The organism is Wolbachia endosymbiont of Nasonia giraulti (assembly GCF_048054155.1).
Classification (GTDB): domain Bacteria; phylum Pseudomonadota; class Alphaproteobacteria; order Rickettsiales; family Anaplasmataceae; genus Wolbachia; species Wolbachia pipientis_C.
In genome coordinates, this window is record NZ_JAFEVH010000022.1 from 1 (window position 1) to 17,632 (window position 17,632).

Sequence of the window (17,632 nt, forward strand, 5' to 3'; positions counted from 1 at the left end):
AGAAGTTCTTTTAGCTTACCATCTGTCATCTGTACAATTTCAGAAACTGTACTTTTGTCGATTATTGATTCCAATGCTTTAGCAAGATATGCTAATTGATCTGGTGTACTGTTTTCTGCTAAATCCTTAATCCTCTTTTGTAGTGCATCAATTATCTCTTTTACCTCAGTCATCTGCACAATGTCAGCAATAGCTTTTTTATCTGCTATCAATTCCAGCGATTTTGCAAGATATGCCAGTTGATCAGGTGTGCTATTTGCTGCTAAATCCTTTATCCTTTGGTATATTGCTTCTTTCATTTCCAAAAATTTAAAAAAGTCTCAAAATTAAACCGCTCAAAATTACTCTTAAGTTGATTATGCTCATCTTCTCTTTCGGTAATATCTTCATCTATTTTCTTAATTGTGGTACGGATACGAACAACATCTTGCACAGCAATGTTTTCTGGATGAGGCAAAGAGTATCCTCTACTTGTTTTATCATCTGACATTCTGCTAAGTGATAATGATTCGTAGATTTTTGACTTTTGGACGATAGACAACCGTTCCACTTAAAACCAATTTTATCCTTGTATCATTACCATTAAAATTTGATAGCACATGAGTTCTCTCTACCAAATTTTCTCCAATTGGTTTTCCTGATGTTAAATTTACTAATTGCCAATCCACGTTTTTTTGTACATATGCTTTAACATCTGCAGTGCCAGGTATCAGCGCATCATATGTTATGGTAATCTTAGTGTTAGCTCCTGCTGTAATGCTTCTTGTAACATAATCTCCGAACTCTGAAAGATTACCCAGAACTAACTGTAACCCAGGATAAAGAACTGGACTTTTTTCTCGCCCTCCTTTTAGGCTTGCTTTTACCGTTAATTCCCCATTTATTCTTTCACGCAGTGCGAGCGGCAAATTATCAGACAAAAAATTTTCTTTTCCTTCTTCATCTGTTAAAATAAATTCTACATTGGTATCAAATGCTACTTTTTCGACGTTCGTCAAAACAATTAAATCTGATACGTTATTTGCAGTAACCTTGCCAAGATCAATAATGTGAGAAACTTCGCTAAATTTTGCAGCCAAAAGCCGAAGCGTTAAATCTAAGTTCTGATGTGGAGTCCAAGTACTTGCGTTGCTAGATGAGAGTAATACTCCTACTTGATATGGCTGACTCGTTACCCAACGGCTATTTACTGCATCATATTTGCCAAGTTCTGCTATTTTGACTGTTGTCTCTGAATCATCGGTAAGTAAAACTATTGCATACTCCTCTCCTGCATGGCAAAACACTGGTGACCAAGTAATACGTGTTGCTGTGCCATCCACCTTTATATCTCTTGGCTCAATATAACTTTCAGCAATGACAGTCTGCGAGGGCATTCCCACTGCTGTTTCTCTAATCTGCACAACAACACGTTTTTTGCTGCTATTTACGAACCATAGCTCCACGCCTCCTATGTGTCTGCTCTCATTTAGCGTAAATGTTTGGGCTAAAGGATCAACTCGTCTTGCTGCGATCACTCTTCTTCTTTCCTCTATGGTAATTGTTTTTTTACCAGTATACGTTGCTTCTCCATAACTTCCTTTATCACCGAAGAACTGTACTAACTTAGTCCCAGCAGGAATGTTTCTTGGTACAGTAAATCTTCCTTTTATTTTTCCTCTGTTATCAGCAATAAATGTTGCGATCATGTTTTTCTTTCAAATATTTTCTATGCTTGAGGTTGAATGCTTATGCCATCAAATTTTACTTCCTTAAGCTTTTCACCAGTTGCAAAACCTTCAATCTCAAAATTTTGAGTTGCTTCTCGCATAAATTCAGTTTCGTATGAGGTACTTGACAGCAGCTCTGTTGTTTCTTTAACATTAAACACTCTGGTTACTGGACTTTTCCAATTCGTGGTAACCTCCGTCCAGTGATCTATATTTTTATTTAGAGTAATTTGTGCCGGGACTGGATCAAAAGCTTGATATGGATTGATCTTTTCTCCTTTAGTCTGTAAAAGCTGCTCCAGTACCGGTTCAAGTTCATATGGCAACAAATAAGTTTTTTCTCCTCCATCAATATCAGCAATCGTTACATCTATTGGTAAAATTAGTTCCTTATTTACTATTGCTGCAGACTGCAAAATTCCTTGATCGCGCATATCATCATCAAAGAATGAATCAACAAATACTCCTTTTTTGGTGGTAGGTTCTCTTGAATTTGCATCATTGCGTAGACGTTCCTCTGCAACCAGCGCATAAAGATCATTTATTCCTTTTTTCATTGCTTCAAGCTCATTCATCGGTACAGCATGAATAGCATTATTCACTATTTTTACCCCTTCGCCTTTTTTCCACGTCTGATGAATGTAGCAGAGCAAAAGTTGTCCACTAGGCGCTCTAGGCATTGATGGTCGCCAAGGGTGAGAAATTCCTTTTATTCTTCTTACCACTCCTTTGCTATCGATAGTAATTAAATCATAGCGGGGCATTTTCCAGGTGTAATCAATCAGAACCAAGCTGTTATCAACTGCTCCTTTTACTTTGCATCCCTGTTCACTTATATCTTCAGGGCTTACATGAGTACGACAGCGGTAGGTTATTTGATAACTACTTCCAGGAGCTGGTTCTTTACCTGGTAATGACCAATCAACGTTTCCTGCGTTTAATTTGTAATCTATACTATTTTCATAAATAACATTGCCTTGTTTAACTTGAATAATCTCAAGTACTGCAGAGTCAGGTATCGGATCAATAGCTCCAGAGTATGAACCATGAGTAACAGTAATGGTTTTCTGAACAGTTATATCTACTTTTTTAATTTCACTTATTGGAAAATCATTAACCTTCAGTTCCATTACTCTTTGGCTATTTGGCTGAAAAGTATGTGGTTCTGATTCAACTGATTTTATATCCGGATCTTCATCAAAAGAAACACGAATACTGTGAGGAAGTTCAATCTCATAGCCATCAACATGAGCTTTGCCCTCATTAATCACAAATATTTTTTTTCCTCCTTCTCCCTCTTCCTTTTGCAGGAACATTACTTCAAGACCATTTACGACGTAGGAACCATTTGCTTCTTTGTCATAACGAGCAAGAGCAGTAGTTACTATGTTTGCTTGTGGAGGTGGTGAATGTTCTATTAATACTCCATTTTCAATGTTATAGATTGGATAAAACTCTCCTTCAGAAAAACGTGGAGAAAGACCTTCTGCTTGATAACCCCAAATGGTGGAAACTTTAAGCCTTGCAGCTCCTACTTCCTGATAATTTCTTGTACCAATAGCAGGATCACGAAGGTTTTCATCCTCAAGTTCTGTAATCGTAGATTCTACATAATAAACACCTATGCGAACTGTGGTACTCAGTGGAATAACAAATTCTTCTTTTTCAACTTTTCTAACTGCACCGCGCAGATAGATTTTTCCTCCCTCAAGTGTAGCTTTACCAGTTTTTGCATCTATAATACAATTGCTTCCCGTTATAACATCACCATCACGAAATATTGCATCACCTATGCCTTTAAGCTTAGAAAGAGCATACTCCTGAGTCTCATTTAATTCTGCAGACTGTAGACCTCTTCCTGCAAGGAACAAACTTTTTTCGTACTCTTTGTCAGGATTAAAGCGGTTATAATAGGCGTTTAAAGTCATTTTATTCTAAAAGGTTACAACAAATGAAAAAGTTTCCCGAGTTGCAGATGTTCTGATAAGTGGTACAGTGTGTTCTAAAACTAATAAGATCCCTGGGTCTTCTATATCTTGTGGTTCAAAATACCTCTGTCCTATAGGTAATTCTTCTTTTACTTTAGTACCAACCATAACCCCTAGCTCTCTGATTACTTGATTTGCTGCATCCGTGAAATCGAAAGTAAATTTGAGATAGAGATTATTAGTTGGTACATTTGAGGGCCTAAACCTTCCAGAAGGAGTTATAAGTTCGCCATTTTCATCACCTGCGCAGAATAGCACTTCATCTGCAGTACGTCTGCCAAGTTCATTCAAGAGCTTTATAGAATTTATAGGTTCAGGTGGTGTGCTTTCACTATACTCTACAGTAACTTTATCACTTACTGGAATAGAGCTATTTTCCGTAAGTTTTATTACACCAGTACTGCCATTAACTGTATAGTCAATACTTGGCTGATAAGTTGTTTGCCCTGTAACAACCTTCACATCTTTAATAGGTTGATGATCAAATTTTATTTCACCCTTAACGAAAGTTTTTTCTACTTTGTGGCTACTTCCAGAGCTTGAATCACCTGTTCCCCAAGCAAGATGGATAGATTGCTTTTTGATGCTGGCTGCTATTGCTGCTCTTCCTGACTGTGTGAGTATTGACATTTTCCCCCTATATTATATATGTACGGTGAGTTCAAAATTCGTCCGCAAAAATCAAAATATTTTTTTATATCAGAAAAATTTTTTAGGAGAATAGCTCAGCTCCACAGCTAAACTTTCCAACACCGCGAGCAAATGGTCCGCTAGGAATGTCAAGCCATTTATCTTCTTTTGAACCAGTAGCCATTCCCTTAACCAGCTTCCGTGTTTGTAACAGCTCTTGAACTATACGCTCCATTCTATCTCTTCCTATACTGTGAAACTCCTCAGGTAGTCTATGCCGCTGTTTATACACTCCTGTACTTCCTGTATGGGTAAATGGATGTCCAGAAATTGCTGCTCGTGTAATTGCAGTTATAAGATGCTGCTTTGAATCTTTTTCGTTCATATTTTTTATTCTTAATCTTTCAGTTATGTCCTCTAACAATCCTGTTTCTTCATTTCTTAAATAAGTGCGTAAAGTGCGATCAGCCAAACCGTTTGCTTTAACAATTGCTCCATAAAATAATGCGTTCTGTCTTACAGATTCTCCTATTGATTTAAAAATTGTCGGTTTAGCTGTATCTTCCACAGACCAAAAAGCGTATGAACACCTAACACCATTAACAAGAGCAGATGTACCTCTAATGGCATCACGTGCTTGCTCAACAGTCGATATAGGTTTTTCACTTTTTGGCTTTCTCATATGATGAGCAGTAATTATTGATGCTCCAGTGCTACCTGCTAAATCAGATAATAAAGACATCAAATAATCGCCTACGGCTGGGTCAGTATTTAAATCAGCATGCACGAATGATGCAAGTGGATCAAATACGATTAATTTTAAGTCTTTTATTTTATTAAGTTGTTTTGTTATCGATTCAAATTCAGGAGAAGTCTCTATAACTTTACCTGAAACACTCTTTATGATTGTAAGTGATCCACTAACATTTGGTAATGGTACAATAAAGAGCCTATCCTTATATTTTAATCTCTCGCATTGTGAGTCAAGACGCTCTAAACGACGATGTATTTCACTCATATCATCTTCTGCAGAGAATATTACAACAGATCCATGTTCAGTAACTAAAGGACCAAAACCACATGGCTGATCTTTTCTACTCGCAACTTTCAGTGCTAAATCAAGCAGAAGCATACCTTTACCAGTATCTCCCATTGCAGCTAGAATAGATGTCACTCCTAAAGGAAATAACCCTTCAACAAGAAACTTTTGCTCTGGTACTGGACCTATAAAACGTTCCACACTCCATTCTTGAATATTAAGAAATTGCTTAACGATGATTTTTTTCGAGTTATTTTCAATGAATTCAGGAATATTCATCTTTTCTTCTATACCATCAGCTGAATCCCATCCTTTTGGTTTATTCTCCGGTATTTCAAGAAGAGTAAGTGATAAAACACCAAGAAAAGTAAGCTTTTTCACAACTTTCTCAGCATATTGTTTGCCTGGTTCATCATTGTCTGGCCAAATAATAACATGCTTACCCTTAAGTGGTGACCAGTCTGTTTTCTCTATTTGTGCATTTGCTCCTAACATTGCAGTTGTGGCAGTTATACCTTGCTCTATCAGAGCATCTGCACACTTTTCACCTTCAACTAAAATCACCTTATCAGATTTCATAATACCTGAAATATTATATAAAGGCCTGATCTGTGGTGGAGTAAAACTAGACCTTTTTACATCAAAAGGAAGATATCTTTTTCCTGAATCAGTGTTATAACGATAAACTGTAGCAATCACTTGATCACTTTCATCGTAATAGTTCCATGATGCCGTTGGTTGCCCCAGAGTGTTATTTTTTTCCGAATAACCAATCCACTTAGCAATATCTTCTATCGTATCAGTAAATTGATTTTTTCCAGTAACAGCAGCCCAAAGATCAAAAATATCTCCTCCTTCTCCGGTAGAAAAATCATGCCATAATCCGGCTTTACTGCCAGTTAACTCCACTATCATACTTTTTCCTTGATTGCCTTTTAGATCACCTACATAGAACTTATCACCACGAAAAGTTCCTCTTGGCAGTAAATAAGAAAGACATGACCTTATATTTGATAGGAGTTGAGTTCTTAACTGTTCTTTCTTCCCTAATAATTTATAATGTCCATTTCTTTGTGAACAATAAATATCCATACCTACCTGAAGAATTTTTATGTTCTAGCTATAACGTTAGCAGATTTCCAACATCCATTAATCTTGTTGATGAATTTTGTTGGTATAGATCTACCGTTTCTAAGTTCATATACTACTTGCAAGATATTTGTACGTTTATTGGGTTGAAATATTACTATTCCAGATGTATAAAAACTTCTTAAAGCATTAGCACCAACAAGAGCTTGAAATGGATTCTTTTCCAATATAGAGGTAGGTACTTTTTTGGTGTGATTTGTGATGATTATTCCAGCCATAGGATTAATCTTGGAACGTAGTTTTTCTATTGCATGCTGCAGACCATAGTTAACGGAATTATAAGGAGAATCAATCACAACTAAATCAAACTTTTCCTCTACCATATTTTTTATTTTTTCTATACCTTCTTCATTTAAGGTCAAATTCATCTTGTTCGTCACAATTAAGTTTTCTGTTGCTAAATGAGGAAGTTTGTTGAGTTGTTGTATACGTTCTCTAATGTAATCATATTCCATTTCGTTTTGTAGATAGAATATTTTTAGCGGTCTTGTAGGCTTCATGCCAAGAAATGATCTTCCTGCTGCCAGATGTACTAATAGAGAAAGAAGAAAATGACTTTTGCCAATCTTTGGAGTACCACCTATGACCAAAAGACCACCTGGTGTCAAAATTCTTGGGCCTATTATATCTTGTGGCATTGGTGATTTGTCATTTAAGTAATGATTTACAGAAAATGCTTTTCCTTCGTTTTGTTTTTCTTGTAATATGGAACTTCTTTCATCTTTACCGTTCAACCATGTTTCAGCAGAATCTATATTACCTTTAACTAAAGTCCAAAGGTCTATTATATTTCCTTTCTTTTCTTCGATCAGGTTGTACCAATTTCCTGCATTTTCTCCTTCCATTTCTACTGCCAATATAGAATTTATCTTGGTAAGATTTGCCTTCAGGTAACAAATAAGATAAACAATCTTTGATGTTATTAATTAATAATGATTTTATTTTCAAAGCATTTTTAGATGAAAAATCCATAAAATTCTCCTTGTTTATTCCAAATTTGTTCAACATATTTTTTAGACGTTTAAAGTCAAGATTAGCCAGCTCACAAACAGTTTCAAAAGATCGTGAGCGAATCCATTGACAAGCCTCTTTTTTAAGTTTAGGGTTTTTTCCTGCTGCATCCTGAATAGCTCTAGTAATAACAGCAGCCCACAACTTTCCTTCGTCATACTTCAAAATGGTAACCAATCATCTTGAAAACTTTTTTGTAATTCTGGAGTAATAACTGTAGTAATCCTATTCCTATCTCCATACGTATTATTAGTTTCAACGCCTACTTTCGCTGTAAACTCTAAATCGTTGAAATCAGCTATAGAGTTGATTTTTCTAGCAGTAACTGCTTTCTCTGAAGTGTCATTTGCATGAATATTTCTGGATGATTCCAAAATACTACGCAGCATAGAACGTCCAGATTCTCCCCAGATGTCTTCTTCACCTTCTGCTTTGCCATTTTTGATACCTATAATCTGAAAAATCTTGCGTTTTGCATATGGACCTTCAGTGACAGTAAATTCAGTGTTTAAATAGATGCTGCCAGTAGTGTAGTTTTTAGTGAACCAATTTTCATAACCTCCAGGCTTTATTGCCATTTTTACCTTGACTATTGTACCTTTCGGTATTAAACTGCTCTGCAGTTTTGCATTATTAAAATCAGTTAAAAAATCTTGTAGCATACGCTCTCCTATAAGTTGACTTTAAAGTGAAAGTTAGCTATTCCATTAGCTGCCAATGACCATTTATCTTATCGACAAGTTTGTTTGGCACGCGTTCACCATTGCGAAGCTCAAATACTATCTGGCGTGCACTGCTTTCTTCATCATGAGCAAACATCACCATACCAGTACTGTAAAATCCACGTAAAGATCCAGCACCACTTAGGCCTTGAAATGGATCTTCTTCGAGCATCTTTTTCGATAATTTTTTTGTATGATGAGTGAGTACAATACAAGCATCTGGATTGACAGCACTGCGTAGCTTCTCAAGAGTCTTTTGCAGAAAGAACAGCATAGCACTATTATCATTTTCATTTCCATATTCACTGCTAAAGATGTTACGTAATGGATCTATGGCCAAAACATCAGGTTTAAAGCGTTCATTTACAATCTCCTTAATTTCACTTATTTCATCATGATTAAATGATAAGTGCACTTTTGGCGTAATGATTAAGTTGTTAGCAGCTACATTCAAAAGTTCATTATCAAGTTGTTGCAAACGTTCTTTCATATATTCATATTCAATTTCAGTTTGCATGTAGAAGATTTTCAAAGGTCTATTTGGTGTCATACCGAGAAATGATCTACCAGCAGCCATGTGGACAAGCCAAGAGATCAAAAAGTCGCTTTTGCCAATCTTAGGAGGGCCACCAAATACTAACAAACCTCTTTTAGTTAGAATTCTTGGTGAGATTATATCCTCTGGTATTGGCGATCGATCGTCCAAGTATTCTTTCACACTGAAAAAAGGAATTTTTTGACCAATAGTTAAAAAGTTTTGTAGCATATAATAACCTCCTATATGTTGGGCGTGACAGGTTGAATTGCAAAAGCTTTAGTTTTAATTTTTGTAAGAAGTTTTTCTAGATGCGGTTCTTCAACCATATTAAGGCAACCACTTCGATCTTTAGCAGGATATCCCCAAGAATTAATCGTCTGACAGACAAATGAACGAATTTCTGTACCATCATCTTTCTTGATTCCAACCATGCTAATTACTTCATCAACAATGCCAGGAATTTCACTTGCGGTTTTAGCACCTTCACATTGAGGTAGCCAAGTCGAGCGATTGAAATCATCAAGGTATTGCCCAAGAGTTCCAACTATAATGATGTCTTTATTTGGAATATGTTGAAACTGATTGAGCCAAGCCATCATCTCTTGAGCAAGTAACCCGTAAGCAGCTCTCATATCTTGTTTTCCTGATCTTTCAGAAAAAGCTTCAGGTTGCATTTTTGCCCATAATAGACATAAACGAGAGGCTACTGTAATACTATCGATAAAAACACATCGATACTTGAGAAACTCTGAAGAAAGCTCTTTGTATTTACTGGATACATGCTCATAGTGTCTTTGGCTATACGCTGAGTCAGATTTTAACGCAGGATTAGGACCACCTATGAGACATGCAATATCTCTTGCCTCATTCCAAGTACGAATACTTACAGAATCCCCTTGCCAATCTTGAACAGCAAGTAAACCTGCCTCAAAATCAAGACAAAGTGTTGGTTCATTTATGGTCTTTAAGAGACTAGTTTTACCTATACCATAAGGACCAAAGATGACCATTTTTATACCTGTTTGAACTTTTAGCCGTTCATTGCTGTTCATTATTTTCATTTTTCTCCCAGTACCTAAATATATATGTACGATGACCTAGGCAATTCGTCCGCAATTTGCAAAAAAAAATTTTTGAGCAAATATAATCGAGAGCTTATAACTTCTCTAAAACTGAGAATTTATTGCGTATTCGTTCTAGTGTGCGATAGATAGTTGTCTTTGGTATTTTGGTTATTACAGAAACTTCAGTAATAGTAAATACCTTAAGTAATTGACATAAATTACTATCTTTTTCAGACAAAGTTGAAATTATATTATTTATATCAGTGCGAATTATCGCTTCGATTTCCGAGTTCCTATGATCTGGAATATCGTCGTTTATATCATCAAAAGTTATATTACGTTTTAGACATAACTGATTGCGTAACATATTGCGAGCACAATAATTAGCTAATCTAGCAACGAAAGTACTAAAACTACTTCTTTTCTCATCGTGCCGGTTAAGATATTGCCAAACCTGACAAAAAAGCTCTTGTTCTATATCTTCGAGACTTTCGTTAATAAAACAGCTTTTGGATTTAAGGCGCGAAGCTTGAAATCTCACATGTTTAACAATTGTAGAATCGATTCCTTGATAAGAATTCTTCATAAAAACTCCAAAAGTTTCATGAATAGAGATTTTTACCAAGACTTTGTATGACTAATTTATTATAAAAAAGTAGTAATAATTTTTTTATCTAAAAGAATAAAATCTTTAAAAATTAAAATAAGATTTAAACGTTTTGATACACTACTGAAGCTACTTTTTCATAGGTAAAAAACTACCAATTTCGTACCTAATTTCTGAATTACTAATTAGTATTTCAGAAAGCAGTAATCGTTAAGTTATTGATAATATTGTCTTTTTTATGTTCTATTCCTAAAAGCCGTTTCTAAAGTTAAGTGGCTAAAATCGGCCAGTGAAGAGGATTTACGGATTACTGAAGTCTTATATATATTATATATATATTTAAATACAGGTAAAATATAATATATGATAATATAATAATATAAATATTGGCGTAATATAAGTTATGTAAAATAGTTATTAAGATAAGTAAAAACTCAAATGGCAGGATATGAAATTTTTTTTAATTTTTTTTCAAAATTGCGGACGAATTTGCGAGTCATCGTACATATATATTATACAGGGCATTGAACTTTAATTACACAAAGGAGTTTTTGTACGTCAATCTTAACGCTAGATCTCGGCAAGCAAACAGGCTGGGCAATTCTAACAGATGGAATAATTGAAAGTGGGAGCAAAAGCTTTCATGGTAGTCGTTTCAGCGGAGGTGGAATGTGTTTCTTAAACTTTTGCAATTGGCTCAATTCTTTGAAAGACATTTCTGCAGTGTACTTTGAGGAGGTGAGAAGACATTTAGGAACTGATGCAGCCCATTGCTACGGTGGGTTTCTTGCAGTGCTGTCTGCTTGGTGTGAAGAGAACAATATTCCCTACCAAGGTGTTAATGTTAAAACTATAAAACGCTTTATAGCAGGCAAAGGCAATGCAAGTAAGAGTGAAGTTATTGAAGCGATACGTGAAAAAAGTTTTTCACCTAGAGATGATAATGAGGCCGATGCTTTGGCATTAATGTTCTATATTAGTAAAGATATTAATAAGACGAAAAATCCATAAAAAGTGGGTCCTTTCAGCCAGAATGGCGGATTTGGTGGGTTCAACCCCAGGCCTTCTTTAGCGTCAGAGATATTTTGAATATTAACTTTTTAATTATTAAGGATTTAAATTATATGAATTTAGCAATCCACTACTATCCTGTTGAAAACCTCGTCGAATATAAGCGTAATCCTCGTAAAAATGATGATGTAGTAAATATAATGTGTGCTTCAATCAGGGAATTTGGCTTTCGTATACCAATAGTTGCAAAAAGCGATGGAACTGTGGTTGATGGTCATTTAAGACTTAAAGCAGCAAGAAAACTTGGTATGGAGAGTATTCCAGTGGTCTTAAGTGATAATTTAAATGAACCACAAACTAAAGCTTTTCGGTTACTGGCAAATCAATCAGCTAACTGGGCAAAGTGGGACGATGAGCTTTTGAAAGTGGAAATTCAAGAGTTAGAAGATTTGCAGTTTGATCTTAAAATGACTGGATTTGAATTGGAAAAAGTTCAACGTTTTCTCGATGATTTTGATGGAAAAGAAGAAGTAGAAAGAGGAGTTTTGGAGTTAATTGATAAAAAGGTAGAAATAGCAAAACCAGGGGATTTATGGATTTTAGGTGATCATAGAATCTATTGCGGTGATAGCTGCGTAGTTGAATCATTTAAAGCAGTATTAGATGATAAAATGGCAGATATTACTGTTTGTGATCCTCCATATAACGTTGATTATGGTAGTAGCCAGGAGAGAGAAGATAAAAAAATATTGAATGATAATCAAGGTGAAAAGTATGAGCTTTTTCTCTACGACATCTGTTCCAATATTTTAGCATATACGAAAGGAGCAATTTACATCTGCATATCATCATCAGAGTTTTCAACGCTGCAAAAAGCATTTGAGGAAGCAGGAGGAAAATGGTCAACATTTATCATTTGGGCAAAGAATCATTTTACGCTAGGCAGGTCTGATTATCAAAGACAATACGAAGCAATGCTCTATGGATGGAAAAGCGGCAATAAACGTGAGTGGCATGGAGGTAGAAATCAAAGTGATCTATGGTTTTATGATAAGCCAATACATAACTCACTGCACCCAACAATGAAGCCAGTAGAGCTAATGGAGAAAGCAATAGTTAATAGCAGCAGACCTGGGGATACTGTACTTGATCCATTTAGCGGTTCTGGCAGCACACTGATTGCATGTGAGAGAACAGGAAGAATTTGCAGAACAATAGAGCTAGATTCAAAATTTGTAGATGTAACGATAAAACGTTGGCAAGTATACACAGGTAGGGAAGCAATTCTTTCTGGTACTGGCAAAACTTTTGCACAAATTCAAGAAGAAAAACAGCAATAAAGGGGCAAAAGAAGTGGAAAAGATCACACAAACGGAATGGGCAAGAGAGATAGGAGTTTCAAAGCAATATGTCTGTTATTTAGTAAAAAAAGGAATAATTGAGTTGGAGAATGGTTTGGTAAATAGAGAACAAGCAAATGAAGCAGTAGCGGCAATAAGAGATCCAAGTCAGCCACTTAGGAGGAAAAATCCAGAAAACGAAAATACAAGTAACCTTTCCACGATGTTGCTAAAAACTCGAATAAAAAATGAAATGGAACGAGGTAAACTTCTTGAGGCGAAAGCTAAGGCTGAGATTGGTGAACTTGTAGCAGTAGAGGAAGTAAAGCGCGATGCATTTAATGTAGCAAGAGTTGTCCGTAATAATTTGCTTAATATTCCAAATAGAGTTTCAGCACTGCTTGCATCACTGAGTGACACTGAAAAGATTCATATGGCGCTAACCGAAGAGATTACAAACTCATTACAAGAATTATCTAATATTAAGTTTTAAATAATGTCTGCTAACTTAAGTTTAGAATTAATAAAGTGTCTTATTAATCAACCAGGAGTGGATGTAAATGTTAGAGGATTAAATGGGAAAACCCCACTACATTATGCAGTAGAAATTAACGAGCTTAGTATGGTTGCTCTCTTACTAAATAGGAAAAATATTAATCCACTGATCACTGATGATAATGGTAAAAGTGCGCTGGATTGTGCAAGAGAAGAGATATTACAAGCACTAATCAATCACAAATATGGATTGGAGAAAGATAGCTTACTTCACTTAGCTGCGATGTTGAATGAAGCAAATGCTGTAAGGTTTTTACTCGACAAAGGGACTAATGTTAATGAGCAGAATGCTTTACTACATACACCGTTACACTTAGCGGCAGGAGCTGGGCATGAACAAATAGTAGAAATTTTAATTAGAGAAGGAAATGCGGACAAAGATGTTCTTGATGCGAGAAATCATGCAGCAATTCATTATGCAGTAAACAACAAGAAGCTAGGAGTAGTAAAATTACTTTCAAATCTTGGTGCGAATGTTAATGTAGTTGGCAGCGGCAGAAATGCAATGAAATTATCTTCTTTGCACGTAGCTATAAGTAGTAGTAATTACGACGAAAGGGACTTATGTTTAGATATTGTAAGATGCTTAATAAATGTTCCTAATGCTGGGGTTAACTTACAAGATTATGAAAATAAAACGCCACTACATTATGCTGAAAGGCTGAAAACAATAGAAGTTTTACTAACGCGAGAAGATATAGATCCTTTAATTAAGGATGATAATGGCAAGACACCATTTTGTTATGCAAAAGAAGCAAATAGATTAGATATAGTAAAGATTTTAGCAAGTAATAGATACGGAGCTGATAAAAACAGTTTGCTTCATTTAGCTGCCAGAAAAGGATATGAAGACCTAATAGACGGTATTCTTGGTGAAGGAGTTGAAATAGATGCTGTAGATGAGAGTGGAAAAACGGGAATTTATGTTGCTGTAAAGCATGGTCACTTTAACGTAGTAAAGTTGTTGCTAAAGAGAGGAGCAGATGCCACGGATGTTTTTCAGTATGCAATAATAACGAACAACGCAAAATTAATAAAATTACTGAGCAAAGAGAAGGAAATAGTGTTATTTGGAAGACAGAAGAACTTTCCAACATTTCATTTATTGAGCAATAAATATTTTGAAGAAAGGAAAATAGCAGACAAAAAAATAAAGAAATATATCAATATCGTCTGTGTTTCTATAACAGTATGTGCAATAGTGATAGTGGGAATTTACCCTAACATTATAGCTGCGGTAATGGTGGGAATAGTTGCGCTCATAGCTGCAATAGCAATGAGTAATTTAACTCAGAAGTACATAGAAGAAGCACTTGAAAAGAAAATGTTTATTGAACTCGAAAGTGAGAAAACAAGTGAGTGCAGTTCTATTTTAAGTGATGTTGAGGTATCATCTAATGATGGTGAAGAGCTAGCGATATGATATATGCTACATCTTTTTCTGAAGGTTTAAAGCCAGATCCACTACTTAAAGTGTCAGAGTGGGCGAATGAGTATCGAGTTTTAGCGCCAACTGCAGCATCAGAGCCAGGTAAATGGAGAACAGAAAGAACTCCTTATTTAAAAGAAATCATGGATTCACTTTCTCCGTCCTCACCAGCAGAAAAAGTAGTATTCATGAAAGGAGCGCAGATTGGAGGAACAGAAGCTGGTAACAATTGGATAGGCTATATTATAGATCAGACTCCTGGTCCAATGTTAGTTGTGCAGCCAACAGTTGAAATGGGAAAGCGTTGGTCAAAAGGAAGATTTGCGCCGTTAATAGAGAGTACGCCATGTTTAAAGAGTAAAGTAAAAGACCCAAGGTCAAGAGACTCAGGCAATACTGTACAAAGTAAGGAATTTCCAGGTGGAATAGTAGTAATAACCGGAGCAAATAGCAGTGTAGCACTGAGATCTATGCCAGTAAAATATCTCTTTCTTGATGAAATAGACGCCTATCCAGGAGATTCAGGTGGTGAAGGAGATCCAGTGCTGCTCAGTATTGCTCGAACTAATACATTTGCACGGCGAAAGATTTTTTTAGTATCAACACCAACGATTCATGGAATAAGCAGAATTGAGAAAGAATTTGAAGCAACAGATAAGCAGTACTTTTTTGTACCATGTCCGTATTGTAATTACTATCAAGTTCTAAAATGGTCACAAATTAAATGGGAAAACAACGACTCAAGAACAGCACATTATGTCTGCACTGAATGTAGCGGCAAAATAGAAAATCATCAAAAGACAGAGATGCTTGAGCGTGGAGAATGGAGACCTACTAATAGAGTAAAAGGTGAGAAAAAAGGATTTCATCTTTCAAGTCTTTATAGTCCAGTAGGCTGGTATAGCTGGACTCAAGCAGTAGAAGATTTTCTTCATGCAAAAGAAAGTGAACAATTACTAAAAGTATGGATAAATACTACGCTTGGAGAAACCTGGGTAGACAAAGGAGAAGTACCAGATTGGAAGCAATTATTTAACAGGAGAGAATTTTTTCCCGTAGGCACAGTACCTAGGAGAGAAGTGGTGCTTACTGCAGGAGTAGATGTCCAAAAAGATCGTTTAGAAGTAGAAGTTGTAGCATGGGGAAAAAGCCGCGAAAGTTGGTCAATAGAATACCGAGTATTTGAAGGTGATACTGGAAGAGGAGAAGTATGGGGAAAACTCTCTGAGCTCTTAAATCATCATTTTATCGGTGAAAATGGTCTTGAATACATGATAAGTATGATGGCGGTTGATGCTGGGTATGCGACACAAGAAGTATACAATTGGGTAAGAGGTCATCAAGGCTCTGGAAGAGTAATGGCAGTGAAAGGTGTAAATAAAGCTCTAGTACCACTTAGCAGCCCAAGTAGAGTAGATATAACAGTTGGTGGTCAAAAGCTAAAAAGAGGAATAAAGCTCTGGCCAGTGGGAGTATCGATTTTAAAGTCAGAACTTTTTCAATTACTTAATGTTTTAAAGGACGGTGAAGAAGCTCCAGCAGGATACTGTCATTTTCCCGAGTATGCACCTGAATATTTTAAGCAGCTAACGGCAGAGCAATTAGTCAGCAAAGTAGTAAAAGGTTATACCAAACAAGAGTGGCAAAAGGTAAGAGAAAGAAATGAAGTATTAGACTGTAGGATTTATGCAAGAGCAGCATCTATTGCGCTTGGAATCGATCGTTGGCCAGAGAGTAAATGGAATAGTTTAAGTGAAAAACCAGAAAGTAAAAAATCAAAGAAAATAGTGAAAAGCAAATGGATCAGCGAGTAGTAAATGTATAACGAAGATTATCTAATTCAAGTCGAAGAAGCGATAAAGAAACTACAAAACGGAGAGCGAGTAGTATCAATTGCATATGGTGACCATGTTGTAAGATATGCTGAAGTAGATATAAATGATTTACTAAGCTTAAGACAACGTATTAAGGCTGAATTGAAAATTGCAGGTATGAAGCCAAAGAGAAAAATTGTTTTTTCAACAAATAAAGGGGTTGACAAAATTATGTAAAAATGTTATAGTTTAGAGTTGATATCTTACAGTGAATAATATGGATCAAAGTCAAGGAAGGCTTAATGTTAATGTAAATTTTGAGGGGGAATTTGCTCAGTATCTTACAGAAATGGCAAAAGTTCAAAATAGAACTATTGAAGAAATTGTAAAAGATCTAGTAGAAGAAGAACTTGAGGTAAGTAAACTATCTGAGGGTGACGAAATGGATGAAGGAGAAATAGCTCTACTTGAACTTGCTGCTAAACGTAATGTTCCTGGAGCAAAAATAATTAGACATGAAGATATCAAGTGGGAATAATTTACCAAATTGGTTATTTAGAAGGTGTAGATACCGAAGATCTTCCTTCTCTTCCGAAAACAATACGGTTAAGGGTGCAAAAAGCTATAGAAAAACGTCTCACAATTATTCCTGATAAAGTAGGTGAGGCTTTATCGCATAAATGGGTAGGCTACTTTAGGTTGCGTGTTGGCGATTATCGAGTCATATACTTAATAGATAACTCAGAGCACATGGTCAAAATTGCAGCAATAGGACATCGAAAAGAAATTTATAAACGTAGTCCAGAGTAATGACTCTCTACATACAATCTGTTGACCAAATTCTCTAGCAACTTGCTATAATTTTTCAATGTCAAATTGTGCAACAACTTGTTGCATAATCAAAGAGGCAAAATGTTATTAAAATCATTCAAACAACTATTTAACAAACCAAAGATAAAAAGCTCAGCCTGGGATGCTGCATACGCGTCAAGTTAAGAGATTGTGAGCAAATTTAGAGAGGTTAAA

19 protein-coding genes and 1 pseudogene are annotated in these 17,632 nt (G+C 35.8%); 8 read left to right on the forward strand and 12 right to left on the reverse strand.

Features of this window, described 5'->3' with window-relative positions:
* The 12 genes and pseudogenes from JR312_RS03965 to JR312_RS04020 all read right to left on the reverse strand — a co-directional run.
* Nucleotides 1-299: pseudogene (locus JR312_RS03965) on the reverse strand (hypothetical protein); the annotation flags it as partial.
* The gene (locus tag JR312_RS03970) at nucleotides 296-490 is read right to left on the reverse strand and encodes a hypothetical protein (RefSeq protein ID WP_015589010.1); all 195 of its coding nucleotides are present in this window, start codon (nucleotides 488-490) and stop codon (nucleotides 296-298) included. The gene JR312_RS03970 and the pseudogene JR312_RS03965, both read right to left, overlap by 4 nt.
* A 4-nt stretch (nucleotides 491-494) precedes the next feature.
* Nucleotides 495-1,688, reverse strand: coding sequence for a hypothetical protein (locus tag JR312_RS03975; protein WP_316659080.1), 1,194 nt, complete (start codon nucleotides 1,686-1,688; stop codon nucleotides 495-497).
* A 20-nt stretch (nucleotides 1,689-1,708) separates the two neighbouring features.
* Nucleotides 1,709-3,637: a DUF4815 domain-containing protein gene (locus tag JR312_RS03980; RefSeq protein ID WP_264339108.1), complete on the reverse strand. Its 1,929-nt coding sequence runs from the start codon at nucleotides 3,635-3,637 to the stop codon at nucleotides 1,709-1,711.
* 6 nt (nucleotides 3,638-3,643) lie between these two features.
* Nucleotides 3,644-4,327 carry a hypothetical protein gene (locus JR312_RS03985; protein ID WP_316659077.1) on the reverse strand — a complete coding sequence of 228 codons (684 nt, stop codon included), beginning with the start codon at nucleotides 4,325-4,327 and terminating at the stop codon, nucleotides 3,644-3,646.
* 82 nt (nucleotides 4,328-4,409) lie between these two features.
* Nucleotides 4,410-6,458 carry an AAA family ATPase gene (locus tag JR312_RS03990; RefSeq protein ID WP_316659076.1) on the reverse strand — a complete coding sequence of 683 codons (2,049 nt, stop codon included), beginning with the start codon at nucleotides 6,456-6,458 and terminating at the stop codon, nucleotides 4,410-4,412.
* Nucleotides 6,459-6,475: 17 nt separating this feature from the next.
* The gene (locus JR312_RS03995) at nucleotides 6,476-7,360 is read right to left on the reverse strand and encodes an AAA family ATPase (RefSeq protein WP_416647786.1); all 885 of its coding nucleotides are present in this window, start codon (nucleotides 7,358-7,360) and stop codon (nucleotides 6,476-6,478) included.
* Nucleotides 7,278-7,691 carry a hypothetical protein gene (locus JR312_RS04000; RefSeq protein WP_416647787.1) on the reverse strand — a complete coding sequence of 138 codons (414 nt, stop codon included), beginning with the start codon at nucleotides 7,689-7,691 and terminating at the stop codon, nucleotides 7,278-7,280. Before JR312_RS04000 ends, JR312_RS03995 begins: the two co-directional genes overlap by 83 nt.
* The gene (locus JR312_RS04005) at nucleotides 7,688-8,188 is read right to left on the reverse strand and encodes a hypothetical protein (protein ID WP_182364992.1); all 501 of its coding nucleotides are present in this window, start codon (nucleotides 8,186-8,188) and stop codon (nucleotides 7,688-7,690) included. The genes JR312_RS04000 and JR312_RS04005 overlap by 4 nt, the downstream gene beginning before the upstream one ends.
* 37 nt (nucleotides 8,189-8,225) lie before the next feature.
* On the reverse strand, nucleotides 8,226-9,014 hold the full coding sequence (locus JR312_RS04010) for an AAA family ATPase (protein WP_208571551.1): 789 nt from the start codon (nucleotides 9,012-9,014) through the stop codon (nucleotides 8,226-8,228).
* Between the two features lie 11 nt (nucleotides 9,015-9,025).
* Nucleotides 9,026-9,847, reverse strand: a complete 822-nt coding sequence (locus JR312_RS04015) for an ATP-binding protein (protein WP_208571550.1) — start codon at nucleotides 9,845-9,847, stop codon at nucleotides 9,026-9,028.
* Nucleotides 9,848-9,941: 94 nt separating this feature from the next.
* Entirely contained in the window at nucleotides 9,942-10,436 is a 495-nt protein-coding gene (locus JR312_RS04020) for a sigma-70 family RNA polymerase sigma factor (protein WP_190321275.1), read from the reverse strand.
* Between the two features lie 582 nt (nucleotides 10,437-11,018).
* Here JR312_RS04020 and JR312_RS04025 point away from each other — a divergent pair.
* From JR312_RS04025 to JR312_RS04060, 8 genes are all read left to right on the forward strand, one after another.
* On the forward strand, nucleotides 11,019-11,468 hold the full coding sequence (locus JR312_RS04025) for a crossover junction endodeoxyribonuclease RuvC (protein ID WP_038228276.1): 450 nt from the start codon (nucleotides 11,019-11,021) through the stop codon (nucleotides 11,466-11,468).
* 113 nt (nucleotides 11,469-11,581) lie between these two features.
* The gene (locus JR312_RS04030; RefSeq protein ID WP_416647788.1) at nucleotides 11,582-12,808 is read left to right on the forward strand and encodes a DNA modification methylase; all 1,227 of its coding nucleotides are present in this window, start codon (nucleotides 11,582-11,584) and stop codon (nucleotides 12,806-12,808) included.
* A gap of 13 nt (nucleotides 12,809-12,821) precedes the next feature.
* A complete protein-coding gene (locus JR312_RS04035; RefSeq protein WP_006280180.1) occupies nucleotides 12,822-13,301 on the forward strand; it encodes a hypothetical protein in 480 nt (159 codons plus the stop codon).
* Between the two features lie 3 nt (nucleotides 13,302-13,304).
* Nucleotides 13,305-14,786, forward strand: coding sequence for an ankyrin repeat domain-containing protein (locus JR312_RS04040; protein ID WP_010082188.1), 1,482 nt, complete (start codon nucleotides 13,305-13,307; stop codon nucleotides 14,784-14,786).
* Nucleotides 14,783-16,606 (forward strand): phage terminase large subunit family protein, encoded by a 1,824-nt coding sequence (locus tag JR312_RS04045; RefSeq protein WP_012673198.1) that lies wholly within the window; start codon nucleotides 14,783-14,785, stop codon nucleotides 16,604-16,606. The genes JR312_RS04040 and JR312_RS04045 overlap by 4 nt, the downstream gene beginning before the upstream one ends.
* 3 nt (nucleotides 16,607-16,609) lie before the next feature.
* Nucleotides 16,610-16,843 carry a gpW family head-tail joining protein gene (locus JR312_RS04050; protein ID WP_010962704.1) on the forward strand — a complete coding sequence of 78 codons (234 nt, stop codon included), beginning with the start codon at nucleotides 16,610-16,612 and terminating at the stop codon, nucleotides 16,841-16,843.
* Between the two features lie 40 nt (nucleotides 16,844-16,883).
* Nucleotides 16,884-17,144, forward strand: a complete 261-nt coding sequence (locus JR312_RS04055) for a hypothetical protein (RefSeq protein ID WP_012673197.1) — start codon at nucleotides 16,884-16,886, stop codon at nucleotides 17,142-17,144.
* Entirely contained in the window at nucleotides 17,135-17,416 is a 282-nt protein-coding gene (locus JR312_RS04060; protein WP_010962706.1) for a type II toxin-antitoxin system RelE family toxin, read from the forward strand. The genes JR312_RS04055 and JR312_RS04060 overlap by 10 nt, the downstream gene beginning before the upstream one ends.
* Nucleotides 17,417-17,632 lie beyond the last annotated feature (216 nt).

Excerpts from the sequence above, each read along its gene's own strand:
- JR312_RS03970 (WP_015589010.1), bottom strand. The coding sequence starts at position 490 with ATGTCAGATGATAAAACAAGTAGAGGATACTCTTTGCCTCATCCAGAA.
- JR312_RS03975 (WP_316659080.1), bottom strand. The coding sequence starts at position 1,688 with ATGATCGCAACATTTATTGCTGATAACAGAGGAAAAATAAAAGGAAGA.
- JR312_RS03980 (WP_264339108.1), bottom strand. The coding sequence starts at position 3,637 with ATGACTTTAAACGCCTATTATAACCGCTTTAATCCTGACAAAGAGTAC.
- JR312_RS03985 (WP_316659077.1), bottom strand. The coding sequence starts at position 4,327 with ATGTCAATACTCACACAGTCAGGAAGAGCAGCAATAGCAGCCAGCATC.
- JR312_RS03990 (WP_316659076.1), bottom strand. The coding sequence starts at position 6,458 with ATGGATATTTATTGTTCACAAAGAAATGGACATTATAAATTATTAGGG.
- JR312_RS03995 (WP_416647786.1), bottom strand. The coding sequence starts at position 7,360 with ATGGAAGGAGAAAATGCAGGAAATTGGTACAACCTGATCGAAGAAAAG.
- JR312_RS04005 (WP_182364992.1), bottom strand. The coding sequence starts at position 8,188 with ATGCTACAAGATTTTTTAACTGATTTTAATAATGCAAAACTGCAGAGC.
- JR312_RS04010 (WP_208571551.1), bottom strand. The coding sequence starts at position 9,014 with ATGCTACAAAACTTTTTAACTATTGGTCAAAAAATTCCTTTTTTCAGT.
- JR312_RS04015 (WP_208571550.1), bottom strand. The coding sequence starts at position 9,847 with ATGAAAATAATGAACAGCAATGAACGGCTAAAAGTTCAAACAGGTATA.
- JR312_RS04020 (WP_190321275.1), bottom strand. The coding sequence starts at position 10,436 with ATGAAGAATTCTTATCAAGGAATCGATTCTACAATTGTTAAACATGTG.
- JR312_RS04030 (WP_416647788.1), top strand. The coding sequence starts at position 11,582 with ATGAATTTAGCAATCCACTACTATCCTGTTGAAAACCTCGTCGAATAT.
- JR312_RS04040 (WP_010082188.1), top strand. The coding sequence starts at position 13,305 with ATGTCTGCTAACTTAAGTTTAGAATTAATAAAGTGTCTTATTAATCAA.
- JR312_RS04045 (WP_012673198.1), top strand. The coding sequence starts at position 14,783 with ATGATATATGCTACATCTTTTTCTGAAGGTTTAAAGCCAGATCCACTA.
- JR312_RS04050 (WP_010962704.1), top strand. The coding sequence starts at position 16,610 with ATGTATAACGAAGATTATCTAATTCAAGTCGAAGAAGCGATAAAGAAA.
- JR312_RS04055 (WP_012673197.1), top strand. The coding sequence starts at position 16,884 with ATGGATCAAAGTCAAGGAAGGCTTAATGTTAATGTAAATTTTGAGGGG.